This window comes from Kosakonia oryziphila (assembly GCF_900094795.1).
GTDB lineage: Bacteria > Pseudomonadota > Gammaproteobacteria > Enterobacterales > Enterobacteriaceae > Kosakonia > Kosakonia oryziphila.
The window spans coordinates 1-26665 of record NZ_FMBC01000028.1 but is presented as its reverse complement, the minus strand read 5'-3'; the positions used below and the strand labels follow the sequence as shown (position 1 = coordinate 26665).

Genomic DNA, 26665 nt, shown 5'->3' with positions numbered 1-26665 from the left:
GGTTACAGATAAACAAAACCCGGCGTTTTTTTGCCGGGTTTTGCTATTGCGCTTAACGAACGCGCGGCGCGCGCTTTTTCGCCGGGGCCGCAGCGGCGCTCTTGCCGTTGCTGCGCTGGTGCGCAATCGGTGTGTGTTTGGTCAGGGCCGGACGCGACTGGCGATTCTGGCGGCGTGCCTCACGCATCTCGTCCAGCGTCGGCGCAGGCACCAGACAATCACGGCGTGAACCGATCAGATGCTTTTTGCCCATTGCTTCCAGCGCTTCGCGCAGCAGCGGCCAGTTCGCCGGATCATGATAACGCAGCAGCGCTTTATGCAGACGACGCTGCTTATCCCCTCTCGGCACAACCACTTCCTCGCTCTTGTAGTCGATTTTCGACAGCGGGTTTTTGCCGGTGTAATACATGGTGGTTGAGTTAGCCAGCGGCGAAGGATAGAAGTTCTGCACCTGGTCGAGACGGAAACGGTGACGTTTCAACCACAGCGCCAGATTCACCATATCCTCATCACGCGTACCTGGGTGCGCCGAGATAAAGTATGGGATCAGATACTGTTCTTTACCCGCCTCTTTCGAGTAGGTATCGAACAACTGTTTAAAGCGATCGTAGCTGCCCATGCCCGGCTTCATCATTTTCGACAGCGGCCCCTCTTCGGTATGCTCAGGCGCGATCTTCAGATAACCACCAACGTGGTGCGTCGCCAGTTCCTTCACATAGCGCGGATCCTCCACCGCCAGATCGTAACGCACACCAGAGGCAATCAAAATCTTCTTGATACCTTTCAGACTGCGCGCACGGCGATAGAGATCGATGGTCGGCTGATGGTTGGTGTCCATGTGCGGGCAGATATCCGGATAGACACAGGAGAGGCGACGGCAGGTTTGCTCCGCACGCGGTGATTTGCAGCGCAGCATATACATGTTGGCCGTCGGGCCGCCCAGATCGGAAATCACGCCGGTAAAGCCCGGCACCGAATCACGGATCGCTTCAATTTCGTTGATGATCGAATCTTCAGAGCGACTCTGAATAATGCGTCCTTCATGCTCGGTAATGGAGCAGAAAGAGCATCCGCCAAAACAGCCGCGCATGATGTTGATCGAAAAGCGGATCATCTCATACGCCGGAATACGGCTCTTACCGTATGACGGATGCGGCACGCGCTGGTACGGCAGTGCAAAAACGCTGTCCATCTCTTCGGTGGAAAGCGGGATTGCTGGCGGGTTGATCCAGATATAACGATCGCCATGCTTTTGTAACAGCGCACGGGCGCAACCTGGGTTAGTTTCATGGTGTAAAATACGCGACGCATGCGCGTAGAGCACCTTGTCGCTTTTTACCTTCTCGTAGGAAGGCAGCAGCACATAGGTTTTCTCCCATGGTTTCGGACGCGGCGGTTGAACGGTGACACGCTTCACTTCCTGCGCCTGCGGTGCGACCGGTTTATTATCTGCGCACGGCAGATCTTCACCATAAGGATGCGGGATAGGATCGATTTTGCCCGGCGTATCCAGACGGGTGGAATCAACTCCGCTCCAGCCTGGCAACGCTTCCTTAACAATGATCGCCGTGTTGCGAACATCACGGATCTCCGCGATCGGCTCTCCGGCAGCAAGGCGGTGCGCCACTTCAACCAGCGGCCGTTCACCGTTGCCGAACATCAGCATATCCGCTTTGGCATCAATCAATACCGAGCGGCGCACGGTATCAGACCAGTAATCGTAATGCGCGGTACGGCGCAGGCTGGCTTCGATTCCGCCAAGGATCACCGGCACATCTTTCCATGCCTCTTTGCAGCGCTGGGTATAAACCAGCGTGGCGCGATCCGGACGTTTACCGGCAACGTTATCCGCCGTGTAGGCATCGTCGTGGCGTAGCTTACGATCGGCAGTATAACGGTTGATCATCGAGTCCATGTTCCCGGCGGTTACGCCGAAGAACAGGTTCGGTTTGCCCAGACGCATAAAATCGTCTTTGCTGTTCCAGTCCGGCTGGGAAATGATGCCAACGCGGAAACCCTGCGCTTCCAGCATACGGCCGCAAATCGCCATACCGAAGCTCGGGTGATCAACATACGCATCGCCGGTAACCAAAATAATGTCGCAGCTATCCCAGCCAAGTTGATCCATCTCTTCGCGCGTCATCGGCAAAAAAGGCGCAGGGCCGAAGCAGGCCGCCCAGTATTGGGGCCAGGAGAAAAGGTCTCGATCCGGCTGGATCAGGGATATTGCGCTCATTTTGCTTCCAAAATTGGTAAAAAAATAATCAAAGGCCGGCGATTATACGCCGGATTGTAGCGGGAAATGAAGGAGTATTACGCGCTTGTTTCCCTTGCCCGAAAAGCACAGGAAACATAAGTTTGGTAAATACATTATCAGACTGTGGAATTTATGCCGATGGGTTGACCAGTAGTTGCCCCACCGAACCGCGATCGGCCATTTCCAGCGTCTGGCTCTGGAACTGAAAAGGAAAATGTGGCCATGAAGGCTGACCGAACCACACCAGCAGCTCAACCTGCCCGTCGATCCACACCGTGTCTTTCCAGCCCCGATCTTCCGTGAACGGCAGCGCGCCGTTCACGTTGCGCACGAGAAACATTACGCCTTCAATGTGGAACGACTGTGGCATTTCCGCGCGCACGGTCCAGCGTTCCCATGTCCCTTGCTGAGCGGTGATATCAATACGCTGCGTGTCCCACAACTGGCCGTTAATGCCTGGATCGCTGCCCAACGTAATATCGCGGCTGCGCGTCGGCGTGCCGGCCATGGCATCGGACGGCAGCAGGCGCATCGGCAGCGTATCAGTCACCAGCGGCAGCAGCCCGGTCGGACGCAGCGTCAGCACCAGCGTGGAGATTAAAATGCTGGACGGCTCGAAAATACCGCGCAGCCTGTCCATCAAGCTCGCCGCCTCGCCGCAGGTGATCGACACTTCATCCCCGTTGGTCATATTTACCAGCACTTCGCGACGCTCTCCGGGTGCCAGCGACAGTTGTTTCACTGTAACGGGCGCAGGTAAAAAACCCTGATCGCCTGCAATCACATGCAGCGCGCGGCCATCGCTCATTTGCAACTGATAGCGGCGGGAGTTGGAGGCATTCAGTAAACGCAGGCGCACCCACCCGCGCGAGACCTCAACATACGGGCTTTGTGCGCCGTTCACCATCAGGGTGTCGCCGACAAATCCCCCGCTCCCTGGCTCGCTGTACTCCGGCGTACCGAAGTTATCCAGCCTTTTATCCTGAATAATGATCGGAAAATCATCCACGCCGTAGTGGTTCGGCACTGGCAACGATTTGCTGATTTCGTCTTCCACCAGCCACATACCGGCAAGGCCGCTATAGACCTGTTGAGCGCTGCGGTTTGGCGTGTTGGCGTGATACCACAGCGTTGCCGCGCTCTGGCGGATCGGCAGCACCGGTGCCCAGTCGTTGTTCGCCGTCATCATCCGCGCGGCACCGCCCATCAGTGGGCCAGGCACCTGCAAACCGCTGACGGTCATGGCGACATTTTCCGCCAGCCGGTTACTGTAGATCAGCTTAACGTCGTCACCGTTCCAGACGCGAATAGTCGGCCCCAGATAACGCCCGTTAATGCCGGAGACCTGCGCGCGGGTACCGGTAGCAAATGACCAGTGCGTGCGTTGCAGCGTCATAAACAACGGCTGGCCGCGTCGCGATTCCAGCAGAGGAGGAACCGGCAGCGGAGGTTGCTGCCCGGCAGCATTTGCGCTCAGCGGCACCGCGCCTGCACAAAGCGCAACTCCTGATGCCTGAAGAAACTGACGCCGACTGAGTGACATATTTGCTCCGTGTAAAACTAACTCAATACGCCGAAAGCGATACCGCCGCCGGACTTGCTTTGTGACGAAAGATTAAACCCGACCCGCTGCTTCGCGTTCGGCAACTTCTTTATCAAGCTCTTCAATCTTTTTTGCCATCAGATCATGACAGTGCGTCGCCAGTTGGCGAACCTGATCTTTACCAAACTGCGTCACATCAATAGGCGGCAGCATCTCGACAATCGCCAGCCCATTACGCAAGCGGTTAAGGTTGATTTTGTTAGACGTAGTGGAAACACAAACCGGGATAATCGGCACGCCCGCCGCAATCGCCGCGTGAAATGCGCCGGTTTTAAACGGCAGCAGGCCACGGCCACGGCTGCGTGTGCCTTCCGGGAACATCCAGATGGAGATATTGCGTTTTTGGATCTGTTTCACCACCTGAGCAATGGTGCCGTGCGCTTTCGCACGATTATCACGGTCGATAAGCAAGTTGCCTGTCAGCCAGTAAAGCTGGCCGAAAAATGGGATCCACAACAGGCTCTTTTTGCCCACTGTCACCGTTGGCGGCAACACAATACTGGACGCCGTAACCATATCGTAATTGTTCTGGTGGTTGGCGATGTAAATAGCGTTGCCAAATTTCTCAGCGCCCGGCGGCAGGCGGGTTTCCACTTTCAGCCCAAGCACTGGCGCAAGGCGACCAAACATATGGCCGAACGTGGCGACATGCTTAGGATTACGCGGACTGAACAGACAGTAGATTGAGCCGAATACAGACACCAGAATGGAGTAAATAACAACGATGATTACACGAAAAATGAATAGCATAGCGACCTCTGAAGCCCATACCTTTGAGCATAATATCCATGCCTGCAATGACGCCAAGACAGGCTGTACCACCGATGACCATTACTGGTCTGGGCTTTTGTGTTATGCGGCCTTTAAAACAACGTATTGTTAATCGCAATGCACGAATAAACAACGCTTTTACGGGAAATTTTACGTGTACATGCGCCCCTCGAGAAAGGAGAGGCGCACACTTTAGGAAGATTATTCTTCGCTATCGCCTGCCGTCGGACGGGAAGGTGCATCAATCTCCACGCGGTCGATTTTCTGCAAGCCGCGCATCAGCGTACCGCGACGTCCGCGCTCGCCCTGCACTTTCTGCAACTCCTCCGGACGCAGTTTGATTTTACGTTTGCCGACGTGAATGGTCAGCGTGCTGAGCGGCGGCAACAAATAGAGATGCGCCAGGCCATCAACACCTTTCGCCGCATCCGCCGACGGAATACCGATGATCTTATTGCCTTTACCTTTCGACAACTGCGGCAGATCGCTTACCGGGAACATCAGCATGCGTCCTGCTGTGGTGATGGCCAGCAGCATATCGTCATCGTTTTCGATCGCCAGCGGCGGCATCACTTTCGCCCCGTCCGGCAAGCTGATCAGCGTTTTCCCGGCCCGGTTACGCGCCACTAAATCGTTGAAAGTACAGACAAAACCGTAACCAGCATCGGAAGCCATCAGCAGCTTCTGATCGTCGTTACTCATCAGCATATGCTCAACCGTCGCGCCCGGCGGCAACGTCAGCTTACCGGTTAACGGCTCGCCCTGGCCGCGCGCAGATGGCAGCGTAATCGGATCGATAGCGTAGCTGCGCCCGGTAGTATCAACAAACACCACGGGCTGGTTGCTCTTACCTTTTACCGACGCCTTCCAGCTATCTCCGGCTTTGTAGCTCAGACCCTGCGCATCAATGTCATGGCCTTTGGCGCTGCGCACCCATCCCATTTGCGACAGAACGATGGTGACCGGCTCAGACGGCTGCATGTCATGCTCGTTCATCGCTTTCGCTTCTTCACGCTCATGTAGCGGCGAACGGCGATCGTCGCCAAATGCCGCAGCATCAGCCTGTAACTCTTTCTTCAGCAGATTGTCCATCTTGCGCTCGGAAGCCAGGATCGCCTGCAACTGATCGCGCTCTTTTTCCAGCTCGTTCTGCTCACCGCGAATTTTCATCTCTTCCAGTTTGGCGAGATGACGCAGTTTTAACTCAAGGATCGCTTCCGCCTGCGTTTCACTGATGCCAAAACGCGACATCAATGCTGGTTTCGGATCATCTTCAGTACGGATAATCTCAATCACTTCGTCGATATTGAGAAATGCCACCAGCAAACCTTCAAGGATATGCAGGCGCTTAAGCACTTTCTCCAGACGATGGTTCAGACGGCGGCGTACGGTATCGCGACGGAACGCCAGCCATTCGGTAAGGATCTCCAGCAGGTTTTTCACCGCCGGACGACCATCCAGACCGATCATGTTCAGGTTGATGCGGTAGCTCTTTTCCAGATCGGTGGTGGCGAACAGGTGATTCATCACCTGCTCCATATCCACGCGATTAGAGCGCGGCACAATCACCAGACGTGTCGGGTTTTCATGATCCGACTCGTCACGCAGATCGTCGACCATCGGCAGCTTTTTATTGCGCATCTGGGCGGCAATCTGTTCCAGCACGCGCGCGCCGGAAACCTGATGCGGCAGCGCCGTGATCACCACTGCGCCATCCTCTTTTTTCCACACCGCGCGCATACGCACCGAGCCGCGACCATTCTGGTAGATTTTGCGGATTTCAGCGCGGGAAGTGATGATCTCTGCTTCGGTCGGATAATCAGGCCCCTGCACAATGTCCAGCAGTTGATCGAGCGTGGTTTTCGGCTGTTCAATCAGGGCGATGGCAGCATTCGCCACTTCACGCAGGTTGTGCGGCGGAATGTCCGTCGCCATCCCGACGGCAATGCCGGTGGTGCCGTTCAGCAGGATGTTCGGCAACCGAGCAGGCAGCATTTTCGGCTCCTGCAACGTACCGTCGAAGTTCGGCACCCAGTCAACGGTGCCCTGGCCCAGTTCACTGAGCAGCAGTTCGGCGTATTTCGACAGGCGGGATTCGGTATAACGCATAGCGGCGAAGGACTTCGGATCGTCCGGCGCGCCCCAGTTGCCCTGACCATCCACCAGCGGATAACGATAGGAGAACGGCTGCGCCATCAGCACCATCGCTTCGTAACAGGCGCTGTCGCCGTGCGGATGGTATTTACCCAATACATCGCCGACCGTACGGGCGGATTTTTTAAACTTCGCGCTGGCGTTTAAGCCCAGCTCTGACATTGCGTAAACGATGCGGCGCTGAACCGGTTTCAGGCCATCACCGATAAACGGCAACGCACGATCCATGATGACGTACATGGAGTAGTTCAGGTATGCGTTTTCCGTAAATTCATGCAGCGCAAGGCGCTCTGCCATATCGCTCATTAATCGAGATTCCTCAACGTATGCGACCGCCTGTGCAGCGGCAATATTGCCGCAGATACTACCCTATCTGCGGCTAAGAGTCATAGCGATGAGCGATTTTTCGCGCGCAACAGGCGCTTACTGAGTGACTTTACGGATCTCTTTGACGTCGACTCCCACCGAATTCCAGTCCTTATCGACTTCGCCCTGGATCTCAACCACATCCTGTGGCCCGACCGTCACGCCATTCCAGCGCTTACGGTTGATATCGACATTGATGGTGCCAGTTGCATCCTTAAATAAATAGGTATGGTCAGAGAGGCGCTCGACAATAATGACGTGGTAGCGCGATTATTGCAGCCAACGTAAAAGTCTTTGCACTTTTTGCCAATTTTTCCGTCCCGATGTTCAGGGTAGCATTGCCGCCATTCGATTTTGATTAAGGACGTTCCATGAGCAATATTCTGATTATCAACGGTGCAAAAAAATTCGCGCACTCGAATGGCCAACTGAACGACACACTGACCGAAGCTGCAGAAAGCTTTCTGCGTGACCTCGGACATGATGTTAAAACCGTGCGTACCGACGGCGATTACGACATCAAAGCGGAAGTGCAAAACTTCCTGTGGGCCGACACCGTTATCTGGCAGATGCCGGGCTGGTGGATGGGCGCGCCGTGGACCGTGAAGAAATATATGGACGACGTATTCACCGAAGGTCACGGCTCACTGTACGCCAGCGATGGCCGCACCCGTTCCGATGCCGCCAAAAAATACGGTTCCGGTGGTCTGATTCAGGGCAAAACCTATATGTTATCGTTGACGTGGAATGCGCCGCTGGAAGCGTTCACCGAGAAAGATCAGTTCTTCCACGGTGTTGGCGTTGATGGTGTTTACCTGCCGTTCCACAAAGCGAATCAGTTCCTCGGTATGGAAGCGCTGCCGACTTTTATCACCAATGACGTAATTAAAATGCCGGATGTGCCGCGCTATATCGCAGAATATCGCAAGCATCTGGCGGAGATTTTTGCTTAACTGTGTAGCTGGACTTAGAAGGAGTTAGCCAATTATGTTGACAGTTATTGCCGAAATCCGTACCCGTCCCGGGCAACATCATCGCCAGGCGGTGCTCGATCAGTTCGCGAAAATCGTTCCTGTTGTGTTGCAGGAAGAGGGTTGTCACGGCTATGAGCCGCTGGTCGATCACGCTGCGGGCGTTAGTTTCCAGGCTACTGCGCCGGATTCCATTATGATGGTGGAGCGGTGGGAAAGTGTGGCGCATCTTGAAGCGCACCTGCAAACGCCGCACATGAAAGCGTGGAGCGAAGCGGTCAAAGGCGACGTGCTGGAAACGCATATCCGCATTCTGCAAGCGGGTCTTTGAGCACGCGCCCCTCATCGCTCGGCGAGGGGAAGTGACGAAAGCCGGATAAGCACAGCCGCTATCCGGCGTTTTTATCTCTACCAGTAAGCGAAAAACGCGCCAGCGCCTCAACAGAGAAGTAATCCCCTCAGCTACAGCACTCATTCCCCCCGTTATTGCCAGACAGAGGGTAGAAAGAATATTTCAGCTACCCGGTAGTGGCTTTATTATTCGTCGCTGCAATACCGTAAAAATCACGCGTCGCAACGGCGCTGACTGTTGCCCGTGGTGCGCTTTTGTTATGGTGACGCACTGATAATTGTGCGGAAAAAGACGTATGGAACGGCTGGATTGCGAGGGATGCCACCCGGCATCCCTTGTTTTACGCCAGCAGTTGCTGCATGACCTTGATAAACGCGGCTGCCACCTGCTCTTCCTGCGCGTGACGCCCCGCTTCAATCACCCAACGGCCTCCGGTCATCACGCTTTTTATCGGGTTCGTCGAACAAGCGAAAATCCAGCGGTTCAGACGTTCACGATCGCCTGCGGCGGCAAGGAAGGGATCGCGGCTGTCGAGCAGCAGCATATCTGCGCGATCGCCCGGCGCCAGTTGACCAATCGCCTGCCCCAGCGCGCGGCGTCCGCCCTGCAATGCGCCCTGATACAGCACATTGCCGATATAAGGTTCATCCGGCAGATGGAGCAGGTTGCGCCGCCGTTTGTTTAACCGCTGCCCGTACTCAAACCAGCGCAAATCCTCGCTAACGCTGACGCTGATATGGCTATCGGAGCCAATCCCCCAGCGCCCTTGTTGCGCAAGGTAGTCCGGCCCGGGGAAAATACCGTCTCCAAGATTAGCTTCAGTGGTCAGACACAGGCCCGCCACTGCGCCGGAAGCGGCAATCTGTTGGGTTTCCTGCGGCGTAAGGTGCGTGGCGTGAATCAGACACCACTGCTCATCCACTGGCATCTGCTGGTAAAGCCACTCAACAGGACGCAACCCGGACCAGGCAACACAGTCATCCACCTCTTTTTGCTGCTCGGCAATATGAATATGCACCGGTTGCGGTTGCGGGCAAGCGTTGAGCACGCTCTGCATCTGCTCCGGCGTAACGGCCCGTAGTGAGTGGAAGCACAGCCCGGTACGCTGCATCGGCTCAGCGGCAAGCTGCGAGGTCAGCGCCTCATGCAGCGCCAGATAACCTTCCGTATCGTGAATGAAGCGACTCTGCCCGGCGGTCGCTGGCTGCCCGCCAAAACCGGAGAAGCTGTAAAGCACCGGCAGCAATGTCAGGCCAATGCCCGCCGTTTTCGCCGCCCGTGAAATACGCAATGCCAGTTCGGCAGGCTGCGCATAAGGTTTTCCGCCGCGATCGTGGTGCAAATAGTGAAACTCGGCAACCGAGGTATAACCGGCCTTCAGCATTTCGATGTACAGATAGCTGGCGATGGTTTCCAGTTGTTCGGGGGTGATTTTATCCACCAGCCGGTACATCAAATCGCGCCATGTCCAGAAACTGTCTGCCGGATCGCCCACCACTTCGGTCAGCCCGGCCATTGCACGCTGAAAGGCGTGCGAATGCAGGTTTGGCATGCCCGGCACCAGGAAACCGTCCAGGCGAATCGTATTGTCGTCTGGCTGACTACCGCTTTCCAGCGCGGTGATGATGCCCTGTGCGGAAACCGTAATGCGGACATTCTCCGCCCAGCCCTGCGGCAACAATGCTTTTGCCGCGAAATATACCGTCATATATCCCCTCGTCACCTGCCGTCATGGAAGATGTATATACATGTTTATATATATACATCCAATTGTGCGTAGAGTAAACTTCAACGGTTATCCGGCCGAGGAAGGGTTAATGGAGCAAAGCGAAATTTTTAAAGCAGCCGCAGGCGAAACGCATCTCGATCAGCCAGCCCCTTTCTATGAAAGGGTGAAAAGCATGATTAAAACCAATATCCACAGCGGTACCTGGCCCGTGAATTACCGCGTGCCGTCCGAAAGTGAGCTGGTCAGCCAGTTTGGCTATAGCCGGATGACCATTAACCGTGCGCTGCGTGAACTAACCGCCGAAGGGCTACTGGTGCGCATGCAGGGCGTTGGCACCTTTGTCGCCGAAGTGCGCGGGCAGTCGGCGCTGCTGGAAATCAACAACATTGCCGATGAGATTGCCAGCCGCGGTCACCGCCATCACGCCAGAGTGCTGGAGCTGACTCAACTGCATGCAGATGCTCAGCAATCTCTGGCCTTTAATCTGCCGAAAGGCAGCCGCCTGTTCCATTCGCTAATTTGTCATTATGAAAACGGCGTTCCGGTGATGCTGGAAGACAGGCTGGTGAATGCGCTGATTGTGCCGGACTATCTGCAACAGGATTTCACCCGTATCACTCCAAATGCCTATCTCTCTTCCATCGCGCCAATTGTTGAGGGCGAGCATATTATCGAGGCCGTGAACGTGCCCCGCAGCGAGTGCGTTTATCTGGAAATAGATGAGCACACTCCTTGCCTGCAAGTGAACCGCCGCACCTGGACCGGTCGTCAGGACAAGAAAATCGTCACCAGTGTGCGCCTGGTCTATCCGGGTTCGCGCTACCGCCTGGAAGGAAGCATGCGCAAATGAAGCAGTTACCTTATAGCGGCTACGCTGAGATGCGCTGGAAAAATGGCCAGGGCGTTACCCGCGAAGTGTACCGTTTCCCCGCCAGTGAACAGTATGACTGGCGCATATCGGTTGCGACGATCCGCGAAGACGGCGCGTTCTCACGTTTCTCCGGCTACTTGCGAAATATCAGCGTGCTGGAAGGCGAAGGCATGTTTCTGACGGTTGATGACCAGCGCAGCGCGTTAATTTCGCCTTTTCAGGCGACGGATTTTAATGGCGACAGCGAAGTGTTTTGCGAGGTTGTCGGCGGGCCGTTACTCGATTTCAACGTGATTTATCGCCATGAAACCACCCAGGCAACGGTGCGCTGGCTGCGCGATGGCGCATGGCAACATCAACAGGAAACGATGCTGCTGTTCAACGCCGGAAATTTGCTTGATATTACCGTCGAGAGTGAACGCCATACCCTGCAACATTACGACAGCCTGTTAATCGATAACCCGGCAACGGTTACCGTCCACGCAGACAGCGACACGCTTTTCGCCTGCGTGACGCTGACATCCCACTAACGCCCGGTAAGCTGCGGCGCCTGCCTGTTCTGAACGCCGCCAGTCCGTTTGAATAAAAAGCCTTCCCCCGCGTTTCACTCCTCCTTAATCAATAAAACGAGCTGGCGGCTCAGTTCGCCATCCGCAATCAGATCCCGAACAGCGTGCATAACCCGGCATTCTGGATCACGTAACCAATGCGTCGACGCAACTGCACCACATCCATCTGTGCAGTGGATTCGCCATTGAGCAAAATCGTGCCGGAAGAGGGTTCGACCAGCCGGTTGATCATGCGTAATGAGGTGGTTTTGCCGCAGCCCGACGGCCCTACCAGCACAGTATTTTTGCCTCCTGGCGCGACAAGGTTCAGGCCATCGACCACGACGGTGCCGTCGTCGTAATGCTTGGTCACATTATTGAAAGTAATCATCGTTACGCCTTATGGTCATCATTTACCGTCCCGTTATGACGGTGATGCAAAAATGCTTTATGTATATCCTTGTATGTACAACATGCAAGCCATGTGCCATAACGTAATCGCAACATACATCAAAAAATAAAAACACATTAAAAACAATAAAATAAAAATATTGAGTTAATAAAATCAGCATAACCATGAAGATTTCCCCTGCTGGTTAACTCTGTCCACTCGCTATAAAGCGGCACATAAATGCACTAAAAATGATCATTTTTCTGCTGTTAAGCACAATAACAGTGTAGAAAAGCGCGCTAAAATCCTGTATCTCAACGTCTTACAAAAGACAAAATACATCAAGCTACTGTTTTATATGTAAAATAAATAAATAGATCAAAGTGGCACCATATGTGCTTATCATGTATATACAAGACGTGTACAACAGCCTCGCAACGTCAGTAAGCATTTATTCCGCTATCAAACAAAGAAGGTAAACCGCATGAGTAGTGAATTTTCCCGTTATCGTGATGTTGAGATCAGAGCGCCGCGCGGCACAACATTGAATGCGAAAAGCTGGCTAACCGAAGCGCCGCTGCGCATGCTGATGAACAACCTTGATCCCGAAGTCGCGGAAAACCCGAAAGAGCTGGTGGTTTACGGCGGGATTGGACGGGCAGCGCGTAACTGGGAGTGCTTTGACAAAATGGTGGAAGCGCTGAAGCAGCTTAACGATGATGAAACGCTGCTGGTGCAGTCCGGCAAACCAGTCGGCGTATTTAAAACCCACAGCAATGCGCCGCGCGTACTGATCGCCAACTCCAACCTGGTTCCCCACTGGGCTAACTGGGAGCACTTTAACGAACTGGACGCTAAAGGGCTGGCGATGTACGGCCAGATGACTGCCGGCTCCTGGATCTATATTGGCAGCCAGGGGATCGTTCAGGGGACGTACGAAACTTTCGTCGAAGCGGGTCGCCAGCACTATAACGGTTCACTGGTTGGCCGCTGGGTTCTGACTGCTGGTCTGGGCGGTATGGGTGGCGCACAGCCGCTGGCCGCCACGCTGGCGGGCGCTTGCTCGCTGAATATTGAGTGTCAGCAATCCCGTATCGACTTCCGCCTGCGTACCGGTTATGTGGATGAGCAGGCAACGGATCTGGACGATGCGCTGGCGCGTATTGAACGCTATACCCGTGAAGGTAAAGCCATCTCTGTTGCGCTGCACGGTAATGCGGCGGAAATATTACCGGAACTGGTTAAACGCGGTGTTCGTCCGGATATCGTGACCGATCAAACCAGCGCCCACGATCCGCTGAATGGCTATCTGCCGATTGGCTGGCAATGGGAAGACTATCGCGAACGCGCGAAGACTGAGCCAGCAGTGGTTATTCAGGCGGCGAAAGCCTCAATGGCGGAGCACGTTAAAGCGATGCTCGCCTTTCAGCAGCAAGGTATTCCAACCTTCGATTATGGCAACAATATCCGCCAGATGGCGAAAGAGATGGGCGTCAGCAACGCCTTCGATTTCCCGGGTTTTGTGCCTGCCTATATTCGCCCGCTCTTCTGCCGTGGTATCGGGCCATTCCGCTGGGCCGCACTCTCCGGCGATCCAGAAGATATCTATCGCACCGATGAAAAGGTGAAAGAGCTGATTGCGGACGATGCGCATCTGCACCGCTGGCTGGATATGGCGAAAGAGCGCATCAGTTTCCAGGGCCTGCCAGCACGTATTTGTTGGGTTGGTCTGGGGCAGCGCGCGCGTCTGGGGTTGGCATTTAACGAAATGGTGCGTCGCGGCGAAGTCTCGGCGCCGATTGTTATTGGCCGCGATCACCTGGACTCCGGCTCCGTTGCCAGCCCGAACCGCGAAACCGAAGCGATGAAAGATGGCTCCGATGCAGTTTCCGACTGGCCGTTGCTGAACGCCTTGCTTAATACCGCCAGCGGCGCGACCTGGGTTTCCCTGCACCACGGCGGCGGCGTCGGTATGGGATTCTCACAGCATTCAGGAATGGTTATCGTCTGTGATGGCACGGATGAAGCGGCAGAACGTATCGCTCGCGTACTGCATAACGATCCGGCAACGGGCGTGATGCGCCATGCCGATGCAGGCTATGATTCCGCTGTCGCCTGTGCCAAAGAGCACGGCCTCAACCTGCCGATGATTGCAAAGTAAAACCGGCGGCGCGGTGATTGCCGCGCCGAACCATGACGGGAGAACGCGGATGCGCATTTTATGGCGTCACTGCCAGATTGCCACCATGGAAGCGGGCAAATACAACCTGATCCTGCACGCGGCGATGATCACCGATGGCCCGTGCATTGTGTGGCTGGGCGAAGAGGGAACGCAGCCGGACGATGCGATTGATCGTGAAGTAGATCTGCACGGACGGCTGGTTACACCCGGGCTGATCGATTGCCATAGCCATAGCGTATTTGGCGGCGATCGCAGCCAGGAGTTTGAGATGCGGCTCAACGGCGCGAGCTACGCGGAGATCGCCGCAGCAGGCGGCGGCATTATCAGTACCGTGAATGCCACCCGTAACGCCAGCCAGCAACAACTACTTGAAAGCGCTCGCAAGCGCATTCACGCGCTGCGCAAAGACGGCGTTACCACACTTGAGATCAAATCCGGCTACGGCCTCAGCTTTGCTGATGAAGGCAAAATGTTGCAGGTGATCCGCGCGCTTGGCGCAGAAATGCCGCTCACGATCTTCAGTACCTGCCTTGCAGCACATGCATTGCCGGTCGAGTATCAGGGACGCCCAGACGACTATATCGATGAGATATGCCAGCACTGGTTACCCGCCTGGCACGAACAAGGGCTGGTCGATGCAGTTGATGCTTTTTGTGAACATCTGGCCTTTTCGCCGCAACAAGTGGAGCAGGTTTTCCACAAAGCGCAGCAGCTTGGCTTACCGGTAAAACTGCATGCCGAACAGCTTTCACTGCTGCACGGCGCAGGCCTGGCCGCCCGCCACAACGCGCTTTCCGCCGATCACCTGGAGTATTTGTGTGAAGAGGATATCGTGCTGATGGCGCAGCATGGCACCACTGCCGTTCTGCTGCCGGGCGCCTTTTACTTTTTGCGCGAGAGCCAACAGCCGCCTGTGGCGCTGCTTCGTCAGCACAAGGTGCCGATGGCCATTTCCAGCGATCTGAACCCTGGTACATCACCGGTATTATCTCTACGCCTGATGATGAATATGGCCTGTACGTTATTCCGTCTGACGCCTGAAGAAGCGCTGGCGGGAGTGACCTGCCATGCCGCCCGCGCATTAGGTATCAGCGATCGCTGCGGGACGCTACAGGTGGGTAAAGAGGCCAGTTTTGTCGCGTGGGATGTCGCCCATCCGGCAGAACTCAGCTACTGGCTGGGTGGAACGCTGTCAAAACAGGTCATTTATCAGGGGGAGGAAGTGTGGCATGACTAACGGATTTGAATTACATCAGGGTCGGCTGCCACTGCTGGTCAGCATGCCCCATCCAGGCACGCAACTGACGCCAGAGATCGCCTGCAGTCTTACCGCGCGGGCGCAGCGCCTGGAGGATACGGACTGGCATATTCCGCTGCTGTATCAGCCGATTCGCGAGCTTGGCGCCAGCATGCTGAGCGCCAGCTATTCCCGCTATGTAGTGGATTTAAACCGCCCGGCGGATGACAAACCGCTATACAGCACGGCGACCACCGGCCTGTTCCCGGGGACTTTTTTTGACGGCGAACCGCTGTTCGAATCGGGCAAAGCGCCAGATGACACCATGAAAACCGCCATTTTGCACAATATATGGCAGCCTTATCACCAGGCGCTGGCGCAGGAGCTGGCGCGGTTGCGCGACACCTTCGGCTACGTGTTGCTGTGGGATGCGCACTCCATCAAATCGGTGGTTCCGCGTTTGTTTGAGGGCAAACTGCCGGATCTGAATTTCGGCACGGCCGATGGGGCAAGCTGCGCGCCGGAGCTGAGCCGCGTATTACTGGACTGCTGCGACGCGTTTCCGCACTACACCAACGTGCTCAACGGCCGCTTTAAAGGCGGATATATCACCCGCCATTACGGCGCACCGCAACAGAACATCCATGCGGTACAACTGGAAGTGGCGCAGTGCTGCTACATGGATGAAACGAGCTTTGCATTCTCCGAAGAGAAGAGCGAACGCTTTCGCGAACTGCTGAGTGCCCTGATAAACACAGCGCTTGCGTGGAGCGACCAAAACCTGGGCCGCTAAATTAAAAGGGATGCGCCAGGCATCCCTTTTTCGTGATGGGATTTATCAGGCTTCGATATCGGCCATGTCGCCTTTTTCTTGCAGCCAGTTGCGGCGATCTTCCGAACGCTTTTTGGCGAGCAGCATATCCATCATGGCGGTGGTTTGCTGCTCATCTTCATCGCTAATGATCAGTTGCACCAGACGGCGGGTGTTCGGATCGAGCGTAGTTTCACGAAGCTGCATCGGGTTCATTTCACCCAACCCTTTAAAGCGCTGCACGTTCGGTTTGCCTTTCTTGCGCTTCAACTGCTCCAGCACACCGGTTTTCTCTTCTTCCGTCAGTGCGTAATACACCTCTTTGCCGAGGTCGATACGGTACAGCGGCGGCAGCGCCACGTAGACATGACCATGTTTCACCAGCGCGCGGAAGTGACGCACGAACAGCGCGCACAGCAGCGTGGCAATATGCAAGCCATCGGAATCCGCATCGGCGAGAATACAGATCTTGCCATAGCGCAACTGGCTGAGATCGTCGCTGTCCGGATCAATGCCAAGCGCCACGGAAATGTCATGCACTTCCTGCGAGGCCAGTACTTCGTCCGAAGAGACTTCCCAGGTGTTCAGGATCTTACCTTTCAGCGGCATGATCGCCTGATATTCGCGATCGCGCGCCTGCTTGGCGGAGCCGCCCGCCGAGTCACCTTCCACAAGGAACAGCTCGGTACGGTTCAGATCTTGCGCGGTGCAGTCCGCCAGTTTCCCCGGCAGCGCCGGACCGCTGGTCAGCTTTTTACGCACCACTTTTTTGGCAGCGCGCATGCGACGCTGGGCGCTGGAAATCGCCATTTCGGCCAGCAATTCAGCAGCCTGAATATTCTGGTTCAGCCACAGGCTGAAAGCATCTTTTACCACGCCGGAGACAAATGCGGCGCATTGACGGGAGGAAAGGCGCTCTTTAGTCTGCCCGGCAAACTGCGGATCCTGCATTTTTACCGACAGCACATACGCGCAGCGTTCCCAGATATCTTCCGCCGAAAGCTTTACACCACGTGGCAGAATATTACGGTATTCGCAGAACTCGCGCATGGCATCCAGCAGCCCCTGGCGCAGACCGTTAACATGCGTTCCGCCCTGCATGGTCGGGATCAGGTTAACGTAGCTTTCCGTCAGCAGCTCGCCGCCTTCCGGCAGCCACAGCAGCGCCCAGTCTGCCGCTTCAGTTTCAGCAGAGAAATTGCCAATAAACGGTTTTTCCGGCAGCGTCGGTAAGCCATTGACCGCTTCGCACAGGTAGTCGTTCAGGCCATCCTGATAACACCAGCGCTGCTCGGCGTTGTTCACTTCATCTTTGAAAAGAATTTCCACGCCGGGGCAGAGTACGGCTTTTGCTTTCAGCAGATGCGTCAAACGGGAAACCGAGAAGCGCGGGCTGTCAAAGAAGGACTCATCCGGCCAGAAATGGACGCTGGTTCCGGTATTGCGTTTGCCGCAGGTACCGATAACGTGCAGATCCTCGACCTTTTCACCATTTTCAAACGCAATGCTGTAAATTTGTCCGTCACGTTTTACTTGCACTTCCACGCGACGCGACAGGGCGTTCACCACGGAAATGCCCACACCGTGCAAGCCACCGGAGAACTGATAGTTTTTATTTGAAAATTTACCGCCTGCATGCAGACGGCAGAGGATCAGCTCAACGGCCGGAACCCCCTCTTCCGGGTGAATGTCCACCGGCATGCCGCGCCCGTCGTCGATAACTTCTAACGATTGGTCGGCGTGCAGGATCACCTCCACGCGTTTGGCATACCCGGCCAGCGCCTCATCGACGCTGTTATCAATGACTTCCTGCCCGAGGTGGTTCGGACGAGTGGTATCGGTATACATCCCCGGACGGCGGCGAACCGGCTCAAGCCCGGTGAGTACCTCTATGGCATCAGCGTTATAGGATTGCGTCATGGTTTGTTCGTAGATAGTGACCGCATCGTTTCCCTGTCGGCTCAATGCAGCCCAAGGAAATCGATAATCTGTGTGAAATGATTCTCAAAGCCTACAAAGGCATGATTCCCGCCCTCTTCTACAGTCTGGCGACAGGCATCGTAATAGGCCACCGCCTGGCGGTAATCGAGCACTTCGTCCCCGGTTTGTTGCAGTAGCCAGATAAGATCCGGCGCTTCAAGCGGGTCAACTTGCATCACTTTGAGCTCGTAAATATGGCGAGACTCTAGCACATATTGCTCACCAGTGTAGGGATTCTCGTTATTGCCGAGGTAATCGGCCAGTAACTCAAACGGGCGCACTGCCGGGTTGATCACCACCGCTGGCAACATAAAGCATTGCGAGAGCCAGGTTGCGTAGTAACCGCCCAGCGACGATCCGACGACGCCAAGCTGACGCCCACCCTGTTCAAGCACCAGCGACTCCAGCAATTCGGCAGCGGCGGCAGGATAAGGCGGCAACTGCGGCACCAGTACTTCAATGTCGGGATAGTGTTGCGACAGCCATTGCGACAACTGTGTGGCCTTCGCCGAACGCGGCGAGCTGTTAAAGCCATGCAGATAGAGAAGAGTGGACATTAGGCTGTGTCCCTTAATTGTGCACGAGTGGCGCTGATGGTCATTTTTACGCAGGGCAAGGCGCAAACGGCGACGTTTGGGGACCCAAATGAGCCGTGAGCAACGCAGTCATGCGTAAAAATGGCCTCAGCCCTTCGGGACGCGTTTAAAAAGCGCGTTCTCTGCGTTGTCGGACTTGAACACAGGCCCACTATGCCCTGCATCCTCCGCCTTGACAACGCGCGTTGTACCCAGCGTCGCCACCACGACCAATTACGGGACACAGCCTAGTAACCTTCGGAAGCCGTATCGGGGCGGAACTGCGTGCTCTCCAGCCGACAGACTTCAGTATGTAGCGTTCCGTCATCGTAGAGATCCAGCCAACGCCAGCCCGGTGCAACGGTATCGAGCGTAAAGTTGGCACAGTGCGGTTTGAACTGCACGCAGGTTGACGGCGTCGCCAGCAGGCGGCGGCCATTCCAGTCGAGATCCAGCTCCTGGTGAATATGCCCGCACAGCAGGTAGCGCACTTTCGGGAAGTGCTGAAGCACATTATTCAGTTCGCCCGCGTTACGCAGGCTGTGCTGATCGAGCCAGCTACAGCCAGATGGCAGCGGATGATGGTGAAGCAACAGCAAAGTATGCCGATCCGGGCTGTCGGAGAGTTTATTCTCCAGCCACTCAAGCTGAAATTCACTCAATTCACCATGCGGGACGCCAAATACCTGGCTATCCAGCAGCAGAATTTGCCAGCGTTCGCCGATAAATACGCGTTTTGCAGGGGATATTCCCGCATCCTGCAATGCGCTGTACATGGCGGGCTGGAAATCGTGATTACCCGGTAACCATACGCAAGGCGCAGAGAATCTTGCGATGCCTTCAGCAAAATGCTGATAAGCCGCAGCGGAGTGATCCTGTGCCAGGTCGCCAGTGGCGACGATCAGATCGCAAGGGCGCTGCTGGGCCTGGATAGCCTCCAGTACCGCCTGATAACTTTCCCAGGTATTGACCCCTAACAGCGTCTCGTGCTTTTCGGCAAACAGGTGAGAATCAGTAATTTGTAAGACCCTGACTCTGGACTCACCGGCCAGAGAGAGGTTTAACAGGCTTTCCAAATGGTGTCCTTAGGTTTCATGACGCTAACAAACCGGAATCGCCATTGCTCCATGTGCTAAACAGTAACGTAGCCAATCGGCCAGAAACTGATTAATTTGATGCTTTTCGTCGCGTTGATGCAACTTTTTATTAGGATAATCATAACGTGCTTTGAAACGAAAGATCTGCTGACTTGAACACACTTCAGCGACCATCGCGTCGTGGTACAAGCGTACCGTCATAGACGGCAGGCTCCAGTAACTCACGGCAGGCACCGTCTGTTCAATTTCCACCAGCGTCGTATAACGCGTCGCTTCTACTATCGTTAACCGGTATTGCGCGTTAGTCACCTGATAGCTCACCGTTTGGCCCGCTTCATCATTACGCGGCAACAGACGACGCAACTGAGCGAAATTGGTTTCGCACAGGCGCATCATTTCAGGGAAGTCAGGTGTATAGCGCTTCATTTTTTCCACTCGTTTCGTAAGCTCTCATGATGCAGTTGCAGCCATTGCAGGGCGATGACAGATGCTGCGTTATCGATTTTCCCCTCTTCTACCCACTGGTAAGCCTGCTCCCGACTCACCACATGAACCCGAATATCTTCGTTTTCATCCACCAGACCATGAACACCTTCGGCCTGAGTGGCATCCACTTCACCGACAAAGACGGCGGAACGCTCGCTGGTACCGCCAGGGCTTGCCAGATAGCTCAATACTTTTTTTGCGCGCCCAACGGTTAAGCCCGCCTCTTCTACAGCCTCACGGCGCACAACGTCTTCTTCGCTTTCGCCCTCTTCAATCATACCGGCGACCATCTCCAGCAGCCACGGGCTTTCGCTGGTATCAAATGCCGCAATACGGATCTGTTCGATCAGCACAACTTCGTCGCGCACTGGGTCAAAGGGTAGCAAGGCTGCGGCATGGCCGCGTTCAAAAATTTCACGACGCACTTCGCCGCTCATTTCACCATTAAATAAACGGTGGCGAAAACGGTAAAGATCGAGCGAAAAAAAACCGCTGTACAGCGTTTCTCGTGCAATAATTTCTACATCGTTTTTTGTGAAAGTCACAGGGGATGTTACTGGCTGATTCATTGGCGGCATCTCATTCGAAATAATGACAAAACTGTAGATTTCAAGCCTGTTTCATTATCGTTTCAAGCGCTATGTGATAGATTGGTGCAAATTTACGCCAATGGCACGTAACGCCAAGCTTAAGCGGTGTCCGTTTCTGCTAGAATCGGCGATTATTTTTTCCAATTTAGACCAGCGCTAATACTGCTTCACAACAAGGAATGCAAATGAAGAAATTGCTCCCCCTCCTTATCGGTCTGAGCCTGACAGGTTTCAGCACCATGAGCCAGGCAGAAAACCTGCTGCAGGTTTATCAGCAGGCACGCTTAAGTAACCCGGACCTGCGTAAATCCGCAGCGGACCGCGACGCCGCTTTCGAGAAAATTAACGAAGCGCGCAGCCCGTTACTGCCTCAGCTCGGTTTGGGTGCAGATTACGATTATGCCAACGGCTACCGTGACAGCAAAGGCGTGAACTCCAACGCTACCAGCGCCTCTCTGCAATTGACGCAGACCATTTTTGATATGTCAAAATGGCGTGCGCTGACGGTACAGGAAAAAACCGCAGGTATTCAGGATGTGACCTGGCAGACCAACCAGCAAACGTTGATTCTTAACACCGCGACGGCCTACTTCAACGTACTGAGTGCCATCGACGCACTTTCCTACACCGAAGCGCAGAAACAGGCGATCTATCGCCAGTTGGATCAAACCACTCAGCGTTTCAATGTTGGCCTGGTCGCCATTACCGACGTACAGAACGCTCGTTCACAGTATGATACCGTACTGGCGAATGAAGTCACCGCGCGTAATAACCTCGACAACGCGGTGGAAGCACTGCGTCAGGTGACTGGCAACTACTATCCGGAACTGGCGTCGCTGAATGTCGACAATTTCAAAACGGACAAACCGCAGGCAGTTAATGCGCTGCTGAAGGAAGCGGAAAACCGTAACCTGACGCTGCTACAGGCGCGTCTGAGCCAGGATCTGGCCCGCGAGCAAATCCGCCAGGCTCAGGATGGCCATCTCCCGACCCTGGACCTGACGGCCTCCACGGGTGTATCTAACACGTCCTACAGCGGTTCAAAAACCAATACGTCGCAATATGACGATGTGAATGCCGGTCAAAACAAAGTCGGCCTGAAATTCTCACTCCCCTTGTATCAGGGCGGTCAGGTGAATTCGCAGGTGAAACAAGCACAGTACAACTTTGTTGGCGCAAGTGAACAACTGGAAAGCGCGCATCGTAGCGTCGTACAGAACGTGCGCTCCTCTTTCAACAACGTAAACGCGTCTATCAGCAGTATCAACGCCTACAAACAAGCAGTTGTTTCTGCCCAAAGCTCTCTGGATGCGATGGAAGCAGGTTATTCCGTGGGTACGCGTACCATTGTAGATGTACTGAATGCGACAACCACGTTGTATAATGCCAAGCAACAGCTCTCAAGCGCACGTTACAACTATCTGATTAATCAGTTAAATATCAAATCAGCTTTGGGTACGCTGAACGAGCAGGATCTGTTGGCGCTGAACAATGCGCTGGGTAAAAACGTCTCTACCACGCCGGAAAGCGTGGCGCCGGAGAACCCGCAGCAGGATGCCAGCGTTGATAACTTCAACGGCAACGTACAACCTGCCGCAGCACGCACCAAAGTTAAACGCTAAGCAGCACCGATCAGCAACGGGGGGCAATCCAGCCCCCGTTTTTACGTAAGGCAACGTAAAGTCCTCCCCTCCTCGCTTTAATTTCAACCACTCATCCTCTATCCTGAGCGTTTTACGTATGCCTTTGGGATCCAGGAAGATAACAATGAAACGGACAAAAAACATTCAACATGCGACGTTCCGCAAAAGCTGGAGCGCACGTCATTTAACGCCTGTAGCACTGGCGGTGACTGCCGTTTTCATGCTGGCGGGCTGTGAAAAAAGCGACGAAACGGTTTCCCTGTACCAGAATGCGGACGACTGTTCGTCGGCAAATCCGGGGAAAAGCGCGGAATGTAAAGCCGCTTACAACAACGCGCTGAAAGAAGCTGAGCGTACGGCACCGAAGTACGCAACGCGCGAAGCCTGTGTTGCTGAATTTGGCGAAGGCCAGTGTCAGCAGACCCCTGTTCAGGCAGGCACGGCGCCGGAAAATCAGGCGCAGGCACAATCCGGCGGCAGCTTTTGGATGCCGCTGATGGCAGGCTATATGATGGGCCGCCTGATGGGTGGTGGCGCAGGCTTTGCCCAGCAACCGCTGTTCAGCTCCCGTAATCCGGCAAGCCCGGCTTATGGTCAGTACACCGATGCATCCGGGAAAGGCTATGGCGCAGCGCAGCCGGGCCGCACCATGACCGTACCGAAAACGGCCATGGCACCAAAACCGGCGACCACAACCACGGTAACCCGTGGCGGATTTGGTGAGTCGGTTGCGAAGCAGAACACGATGCAGCGTAGCGTCAGCGGTACGCCAACCCGTTCAATGGGCGGTTGATGGTCATGGAAAGAATCGCAATTACCGAGCGCCCGGACTGGCGAGAAAAAGCCACCGAATATGGTTTTAATTTTCACACCATGTACGGAGAACCGTACTGGTGTGAAGAAGCGTACTACAAGCTGACGCTTGCTCAGGTCGAGAAGCTGGAAGAGGTCACCGCCGAGCTGCACCAGATGTGCCTGAAAGTGGTGGAAAAAGTGGTTGCCAGCGACGAACTGATGGCTAAATTCCGCATTCCAAAGCACACCTGGGGCTTTGTACGCCAGTCCTGGGCAACACAGCAACCCTCGCTCTATTCGCGTCTCGATCTCGCCTGGGATGGTGTGGACGAGCCCAAATTGCTGGAGAATAATGCAGATACGCCGACGTCTCTGTATGAAGCTGCTTTTTTCCAGTGGATCTGGCTGGAAGACCAGCTCAACGCCGGAAAACTGCCAGCGGGCAGCGATCAATTCAACAGCCTGCAAGAACAGCTTATTGCGCGTTTCGCCGAGCTTCGCGAACAGCACGGTTTCCAGTTGCTGCACTTCACCTGCTGCCGGGATACTGTTGAAGATCGCGGTACCGTGCAGTATTTGCAGGATTGCGCAGCAGAAGCGGAGCTGGCGTCGGAGTTCCTCTATATCGAGGATATCGGTCTTGGCGAGAAAGGCCAGTTTACCGATCTTCAGGATCAGGTGATTGGCAACCTGTTCAAGCTTTATCCGTGGGAATACATGCTGCGCGAAATGTTCTCCACCAAGCTTGAAGATGCCGGTGTTCGCTGGCTCGAACCCGCCTGGAAGAGCATTATTTCCAATAAAGCGCTGTTGCCACTGCTGTGGGAGATGTTTCCCAATCACCCCAATCTGCTGCCTGCGTACTTTGCCGAAGACGATTATCCGCAGATGGAAAAGTACGTCGTGAAACCGATTTTCTCCCGTGAAGGCGCAAATGTATCGATCATTGAGAACGGAAAAATGGTCGAGGCCGTTGAAGGGCCATACGGCGAGGAGGGCATGATTGTGCAGCAGTTCCACCCGCTGCCAAAATTCGGCGACAGTTATACGCTAATCGGCAGTTGGCTGATCAATGATCAGCCAGCAGGAATCGGCATTCGTGAAGATCGCGCACTGATCACCCAGGATCTGTCTCGTTTCTATCCGCATATTTTTACCGAATAACCTAAGAAACATCGCCGTGATGCCAATAATGCCCCATGTCGGTTTGTCTCCTTTTATTACTTGTGGCGAGTAAGCAGAGATATTCCGGCATGGGCATTCTTCAGGCTATAAGCCTTACAGGATCCATCACCACCGCCCCAGGAGATGGTTTAGGGGTGACAATGAAAGGGGGGCTGCCAGAGCCACCCTTTGTTTAACCAACCTGAACCGAAAGCATACTCAGCGAACCCATCTCAATACCATCTACCGGGATAGTAATAGCCTCGATGCCGTTCCATGTGCCCAGCACATACAGCAGCGGCAGGTAGTGATCCGGCGTTGGGCTAGACAACGATCCGCCTTCATGATCGAGGTAATTTACCAGCGGATGCTGCTCAACCGGCCCCTGCCAGGCGAGATTCGCTTTCACATAATCGTTGAACGATGTGGCCCACGGATACGGCGTACTTTCACCATTCCAGCGCGCGGTACGCAAGTTATGCACCACGTTGCCGCTGGCCACCAGCATAACGCCCTCATCACGCAGCGCCGCCAACTTGCGGCCCATCTCAAAGTGCCATGCCTCTGGTTTCGTGCTGTCGATACTGAGCTGTACCATCGGGATGTCGGCATTCGGGTACATTTTAATCAGCACGCCCCAGGAACCGTGGTCAAAACCCCAGGCTTCCTTATCAAGCACAACGGGTACAGGTGCCAGTAAATCAACCAGGTGCTGAGCCAGTTCCGGCGATCCCGGTGCCGGATAATGAGTATCGTACAGCGCCTGTGGGAAGCCACCGAAATCATGGATAGTTTTCGGCGCTTCCATCGCGGTAACGCCAGTGCCACGGGTAAACCAGTGGGCGGATACCACCACTATCGCTTTCGGGCGCGGCAGCGTCTCGCCTAACATTCCCCAGGCGCGGGTATAAACGTTATCTTCCAGAACATTCATCGGGCTACCATGGCCCAGGAACAGTGCTGGCATACGAGGTGCAGACATGGTGATATCCTTACTGATTGTATCGATTTGATAACGATACATTACGCCTTTTCATGGTGTGAAGAACTCAGATAACCATGATGAAGATCATCAGTAATTTTGAATGTAAGCAGCTGGGTATCAGCCTCCACAACTTTCCGGAAGGCACCGCTACCTATGTGACCGCCAGTAACGACCTGGAATTAGGCTTCGGTATCGCCTTTGCGGTCACGTTGCACAATATTCCTGAAGGACTTGCGGTTGCCGGGCCGGTTTACGCGGCAACAGGTTCAAAACGCAGCGCGGTATGTCGGTGATGGGCTTAAGCCTGGTGGCGTTGCAGGCAATGGGGTTTAGCGGCTAATGATTGGGACACTCTTGCTGAAAGCTGGCGCGTCTTATTCGCTCTGCCCGACGCGGCGAGTTTTCTTCAGCTCTTCGAGCACCCGTTGGTAAGCTTTATAAATCGCTTCGCGATCGTGGCGGCAGGCTTTGCAATGACGTCTAAGTACGTGGACATAGCCGAAAACGACGATGACGATCGCCAGAAGCCAGTACCATGAGATAAACATATTTCCTCCCTTATTTGCGGCAAACATTGGTTAATAAACCAACGACAAAATAGCATTAACTTAATGACTTATAAGGTTTTAAAACCGCTTTTCATATCCGTAGCGCAGGTACCACTTTATAAGTAGCACCGTGAAATTTCAATGCGTGAATATTATAAACGCGACAAACATTGACACAGGACAGGCAAAAAAAATCCGCAGCTTTCGGCTGTAATGCTTGTCAGTTAAGCTTTTGAAGGTAGCCGTAACGCGTAACGTTGCGGCTTCTTTTTTACCGCTCTTGGGTAATGTCTTACCCTACGTGGTGGCAGGACAAAGCTCTCTGCCATATCCAGTATTTCTTTGATTAGCTTTGGTATTTTACCCGGCGCTACTGCCGGCAGGATACTCAGTTGGGCCGTCAGATAAAGACTCGCCTGCTTAAAACCTATCTGATAAGGCTCCACTCCTTTCAGGCTGCAGGCCATCTGCGTCATCATAAAACGCAGCTGGTTGTAGGCCAGTACAACTCCCCACAGTTCCTGTTCCACCAGTTCGGGTTTCCGGCTTCTCAGCGTCA

21 protein-coding genes and 5 pseudogenes are annotated in these 26665 nt (G+C 54.6%); 11 read left to right on the top strand and 15 right to left on the bottom strand.

Annotated elements, in window-relative coordinates:
• Positions 1-52: 52 nt before the first annotated feature.
• The 5 genes and pseudogenes from GA0061070_RS14165 to GA0061070_RS14145 form a co-directional block, all read right to left on the bottom strand.
• Positions 53-2304 (bottom strand): annotated as a pseudogene (locus tag GA0061070_RS14165) (YgiQ family radical SAM protein).
• A gap of 83 nt (positions 2305-2387) precedes the next feature.
• A complete protein-coding gene (ftsP, locus tag GA0061070_RS14160; RefSeq protein ID WP_090136730.1) occupies positions 2388-3800 on the bottom strand; it encodes a cell division protein FtsP in 1413 nt (470 codons plus the stop codon).
• Positions 3801-3872: 72 nt separating this feature from the next.
• Positions 3873-4610 (bottom strand): 1-acylglycerol-3-phosphate O-acyltransferase, encoded by a 738-nt coding sequence (locus tag GA0061070_RS14155; protein WP_090136729.1) that lies wholly within the window; start codon positions 4608-4610, stop codon positions 3873-3875.
• A 222-nt stretch (positions 4611-4832) separates the two neighbouring features.
• The gene (gene parC / locus GA0061070_RS14150) at positions 4833-7091 is read right to left on the bottom strand and encodes a DNA topoisomerase IV subunit A (protein WP_090136728.1); all 2259 of its coding nucleotides are present in this window, start codon (positions 7089-7091) and stop codon (positions 4833-4835) included.
• A 117-nt stretch (positions 7092-7208) separates the two neighbouring features.
• Positions 7209-7403, bottom strand: a pseudogene (locus GA0061070_RS14145) (YgiW/YdeI family stress tolerance OB fold protein); the annotation flags it as partial.
• A 119-nt stretch (positions 7404-7522) separates the two neighbouring features.
• Here GA0061070_RS14145 and GA0061070_RS14140 point away from each other — a divergent pair.
• Both GA0061070_RS14140 and GA0061070_RS14135 read left to right on the top strand, forming a co-directional pair.
• Positions 7523-8104 (top strand): NAD(P)H-dependent oxidoreductase, encoded by a 582-nt coding sequence (locus GA0061070_RS14140; RefSeq protein ID WP_090136727.1) that lies wholly within the window; start codon positions 7523-7525, stop codon positions 8102-8104.
• Positions 8105-8138: 34 nt separating this feature from the next.
• Positions 8139-8453 carry a putative quinol monooxygenase gene (locus tag GA0061070_RS14135; RefSeq protein WP_043956517.1) on the top strand — a complete coding sequence of 105 codons (315 nt, stop codon included), beginning with the start codon at positions 8139-8141 and terminating at the stop codon, positions 8451-8453.
• Between the two features lie 361 nt (positions 8454-8814).
• Here the strand turns inward: GA0061070_RS14135 and GA0061070_RS14130 are convergent, their stop codons facing one another.
• The gene (locus GA0061070_RS14130; RefSeq protein WP_090136726.1) at positions 8815-10182 is read right to left on the bottom strand and encodes a formimidoylglutamate deiminase; all 1368 of its coding nucleotides are present in this window, start codon (positions 10180-10182) and stop codon (positions 8815-8817) included.
• A 109-nt stretch (positions 10183-10291) separates the two neighbouring features.
• Between GA0061070_RS14130 and hutC the strand changes: the two genes are divergently transcribed.
• Both hutC and GA0061070_RS14120 read left to right on the top strand, forming a co-directional pair.
• Positions 10292-11053: a histidine utilization repressor gene (gene hutC, locus GA0061070_RS14125; RefSeq protein ID WP_090136725.1), complete on the top strand. Its 762-nt coding sequence runs from the start codon at positions 10292-10294 to the stop codon at positions 11051-11053.
• Positions 11050-11604: a HutD/Ves family protein gene (locus GA0061070_RS14120; protein WP_090136724.1), complete on the top strand. Its 555-nt coding sequence runs from the start codon at positions 11050-11052 to the stop codon at positions 11602-11604. Before hutC ends, GA0061070_RS14120 begins: the two co-directional genes overlap by 4 nt.
• A gap of 148 nt (positions 11605-11752) precedes the next feature.
• Here the strand turns inward: GA0061070_RS14120 and GA0061070_RS14115 are convergent.
• Positions 11753-12013 (bottom strand): annotated as a pseudogene (locus tag GA0061070_RS14115) (ATP-binding cassette domain-containing protein); the annotation flags it as partial.
• Between the two features lie 484 nt (positions 12014-12497).
• Here GA0061070_RS14115 and hutU point away from each other — a divergent pair.
• Genes hutU through hutG form a run of 3 tightly spaced genes read left to right on the top strand, consistent with a single transcriptional unit; the run spans position 12498 to position 16225 of the window.
• Positions 12498-14174, top strand: a complete 1677-nt coding sequence (gene hutU, locus GA0061070_RS14110) for a urocanate hydratase (protein ID WP_090136723.1) — start codon at positions 12498-12500, stop codon at positions 14172-14174.
• 49 nt (positions 14175-14223) lie between these two features.
• On the top strand, positions 14224-15432 hold the full coding sequence (gene hutI / locus GA0061070_RS14105; protein ID WP_090136722.1) for an imidazolonepropionase: 1209 nt from the start codon (positions 14224-14226) through the stop codon (positions 15430-15432).
• Entirely contained in the window at positions 15425-16225 is an 801-nt protein-coding gene (gene hutG, locus GA0061070_RS14100; protein WP_090136721.1) for an N-formylglutamate deformylase, read from the top strand. The genes hutI and hutG overlap by 8 nt, the downstream gene beginning before the upstream one ends.
• A 45-nt stretch (positions 16226-16270) precedes the next feature.
• Here hutG and parE read toward each other — a convergent pair whose 3' ends face one another.
• From parE to nudF, 5 genes are all read right to left on the bottom strand, one after another.
• The gene (gene parE, locus GA0061070_RS14095; protein ID WP_090136720.1) at positions 16271-18163 is read right to left on the bottom strand and encodes a DNA topoisomerase IV subunit B; all 1893 of its coding nucleotides are present in this window, start codon (positions 18161-18163) and stop codon (positions 16271-16273) included.
• Between the two features lie 41 nt (positions 18164-18204).
• The gene (gene yqiA / locus GA0061070_RS14090; RefSeq protein WP_090136719.1) at positions 18205-18780 is read right to left on the bottom strand and encodes an esterase YqiA; all 576 of its coding nucleotides are present in this window, start codon (positions 18778-18780) and stop codon (positions 18205-18207) included.
• Between the two features lie 266 nt (positions 18781-19046).
• Entirely contained in the window at positions 19047-19874 is an 828-nt protein-coding gene (cpdA, locus tag GA0061070_RS14085; RefSeq protein WP_090136718.1) for a 3',5'-cyclic-AMP phosphodiesterase, read from the bottom strand.
• A 24-nt stretch (positions 19875-19898) separates the two neighbouring features.
• A complete protein-coding gene (locus GA0061070_RS14080; RefSeq protein WP_007370088.1) occupies positions 19899-20321 on the bottom strand; it encodes a DUF1249 family protein in 423 nt (140 codons plus the stop codon).
• Positions 20318-20950: an ADP-ribose diphosphatase gene (gene nudF / locus GA0061070_RS14075; protein ID WP_090136717.1), complete on the bottom strand. Its 633-nt coding sequence runs from the start codon at positions 20948-20950 to the stop codon at positions 20318-20320. The genes GA0061070_RS14080 and nudF overlap by 4 nt, the downstream gene beginning before the upstream one ends.
• A gap of 206 nt (positions 20951-21156) precedes the next feature.
• Here nudF and tolC point away from each other — a divergent pair, with 206 nt between their 5' ends.
• From tolC to GA0061070_RS14060, 3 genes are all read left to right on the top strand, one after another.
• Positions 21157-22593, top strand: a complete 1437-nt coding sequence (gene tolC / locus GA0061070_RS14070; protein ID WP_090136716.1) for an outer membrane channel protein TolC — start codon at positions 21157-21159, stop codon at positions 22591-22593.
• A gap of 145 nt (positions 22594-22738) precedes the next feature.
• Entirely contained in the window at positions 22739-23407 is a 669-nt protein-coding gene (locus GA0061070_RS14065) for a DUF1190 family protein (protein ID WP_090136715.1), read from the top strand.
• A gap of 5 nt (positions 23408-23412) precedes the next feature.
• A complete protein-coding gene (locus GA0061070_RS14060; RefSeq protein ID WP_090136770.1) occupies positions 23413-24573 on the top strand; it encodes a glutathionylspermidine synthase family protein in 1161 nt (386 codons plus the stop codon).
• A 193-nt stretch (positions 24574-24766) separates the two neighbouring features.
• Here GA0061070_RS14060 and ygiD read toward each other — a convergent pair whose 3' ends face one another.
• Positions 24767-25555: a 4,5-DOPA-extradiol-dioxygenase gene (ygiD, locus tag GA0061070_RS14055; protein WP_090136769.1), complete on the bottom strand. Its 789-nt coding sequence runs from the start codon at positions 25553-25555 to the stop codon at positions 24767-24769.
• A gap of 113 nt (positions 25556-25668) precedes the next feature.
• On the opposite strand from ygiD, the pseudogene GA0061070_RS14050 reads away from it, so the two are divergent.
• A pseudogene (locus GA0061070_RS14050) lies at positions 25669-25842 on the top strand (ZIP family metal transporter); the annotation flags it as partial.
• A gap of 90 nt (positions 25843-25932) precedes the next feature.
• On the opposite strand, the gene GA0061070_RS25195 reads toward GA0061070_RS14050, so the two are convergent.
• Both GA0061070_RS25195 and GA0061070_RS14040 read right to left on the bottom strand, forming a co-directional pair.
• On the bottom strand, positions 25933-26106 hold the full coding sequence (locus tag GA0061070_RS25195) for a hypothetical protein (RefSeq protein ID WP_090136714.1): 174 nt from the start codon (positions 26104-26106) through the stop codon (positions 25933-25935).
• Positions 26107-26330: 224 nt separating this feature from the next.
• Positions 26331-26665: pseudogene (locus GA0061070_RS14040) on the bottom strand (IS4 family transposase); the annotation flags it as partial.

Coding starts and splice junctions, on each gene's coding strand:
- hutI (WP_090136722.1), top strand. CDS start 14,224: ATGCGCATTTTATGGCGTCACTGCCAGATTGCCACCATGGAAGCGGGC.
- yqiA (WP_090136719.1), bottom strand. CDS start 18,780: ATGTCCACTCTTCTCTATCTGCATGGCTTTAACAGCTCGCCGCGTTCG.
- GA0061070_RS14130 (WP_090136726.1), bottom strand. CDS start 10,182: ATGACGGTATATTTCGCGGCAAAAGCATTGTTGCCGCAGGGCTGGGCG.
- parC (WP_090136728.1), bottom strand. CDS start 7,091: ATGAGCGATATGGCAGAGCGCCTTGCGCTGCATGAATTTACGGAAAAC.
- GA0061070_RS14080 (WP_007370088.1), bottom strand. CDS start 20,321: ATGAAGCGCTATACACCTGACTTCCCTGAAATGATGCGCCTGTGCGAA.
- GA0061070_RS25195 (WP_090136714.1), bottom strand. CDS start 26,106: ATGTTTATCTCATGGTACTGGCTTCTGGCGATCGTCATCGTCGTTTTC.
- GA0061070_RS14140 (WP_090136727.1), top strand. CDS start 7,523: ATGAGCAATATTCTGATTATCAACGGTGCAAAAAAATTCGCGCACTCG.
- GA0061070_RS14155 (WP_090136729.1), bottom strand. CDS start 4,610: ATGCTATTCATTTTTCGTGTAATCATCGTTGTTATTTACTCCATTCTG.
- GA0061070_RS14120 (WP_090136724.1), top strand. CDS start 11,050: ATGAAGCAGTTACCTTATAGCGGCTACGCTGAGATGCGCTGGAAAAAT.
- parE (WP_090136720.1), bottom strand. CDS start 18,163: ATGACGCAATCCTATAACGCTGATGCCATAGAGGTACTCACCGGGCTT.
- ftsP (WP_090136730.1), bottom strand. CDS start 3,800: ATGTCACTCAGTCGGCGTCAGTTTCTTCAGGCATCAGGAGTTGCGCTT.
- GA0061070_RS14135 (WP_043956517.1), top strand. CDS start 8,139: ATGTTGACAGTTATTGCCGAAATCCGTACCCGTCCCGGGCAACATCAT.
- hutU (WP_090136723.1), top strand. CDS start 12,498: ATGAGTAGTGAATTTTCCCGTTATCGTGATGTTGAGATCAGAGCGCCG.
- nudF (WP_090136717.1), bottom strand. CDS start 20,950: ATGAATCAGCCAGTAACATCCCCTGTGACTTTCACAAAAAACGATGTA.
- hutC (WP_090136725.1), top strand. CDS start 10,292: ATGGAGCAAAGCGAAATTTTTAAAGCAGCCGCAGGCGAAACGCATCTC.
- hutG (WP_090136721.1), top strand. CDS start 15,425: ATGACTAACGGATTTGAATTACATCAGGGTCGGCTGCCACTGCTGGTC.
- GA0061070_RS14060 (WP_090136770.1), top strand. CDS start 23,413: ATGGAAAGAATCGCAATTACCGAGCGCCCGGACTGGCGAGAAAAAGCC.
- tolC (WP_090136716.1), top strand. CDS start 21,157: ATGAAGAAATTGCTCCCCCTCCTTATCGGTCTGAGCCTGACAGGTTTC.
- GA0061070_RS14065 (WP_090136715.1), top strand. CDS start 22,739: ATGAAACGGACAAAAAACATTCAACATGCGACGTTCCGCAAAAGCTGG.
- ygiD (WP_090136769.1), bottom strand. CDS start 25,555: ATGTCTGCACCTCGTATGCCAGCACTGTTCCTGGGCCATGGTAGCCCG.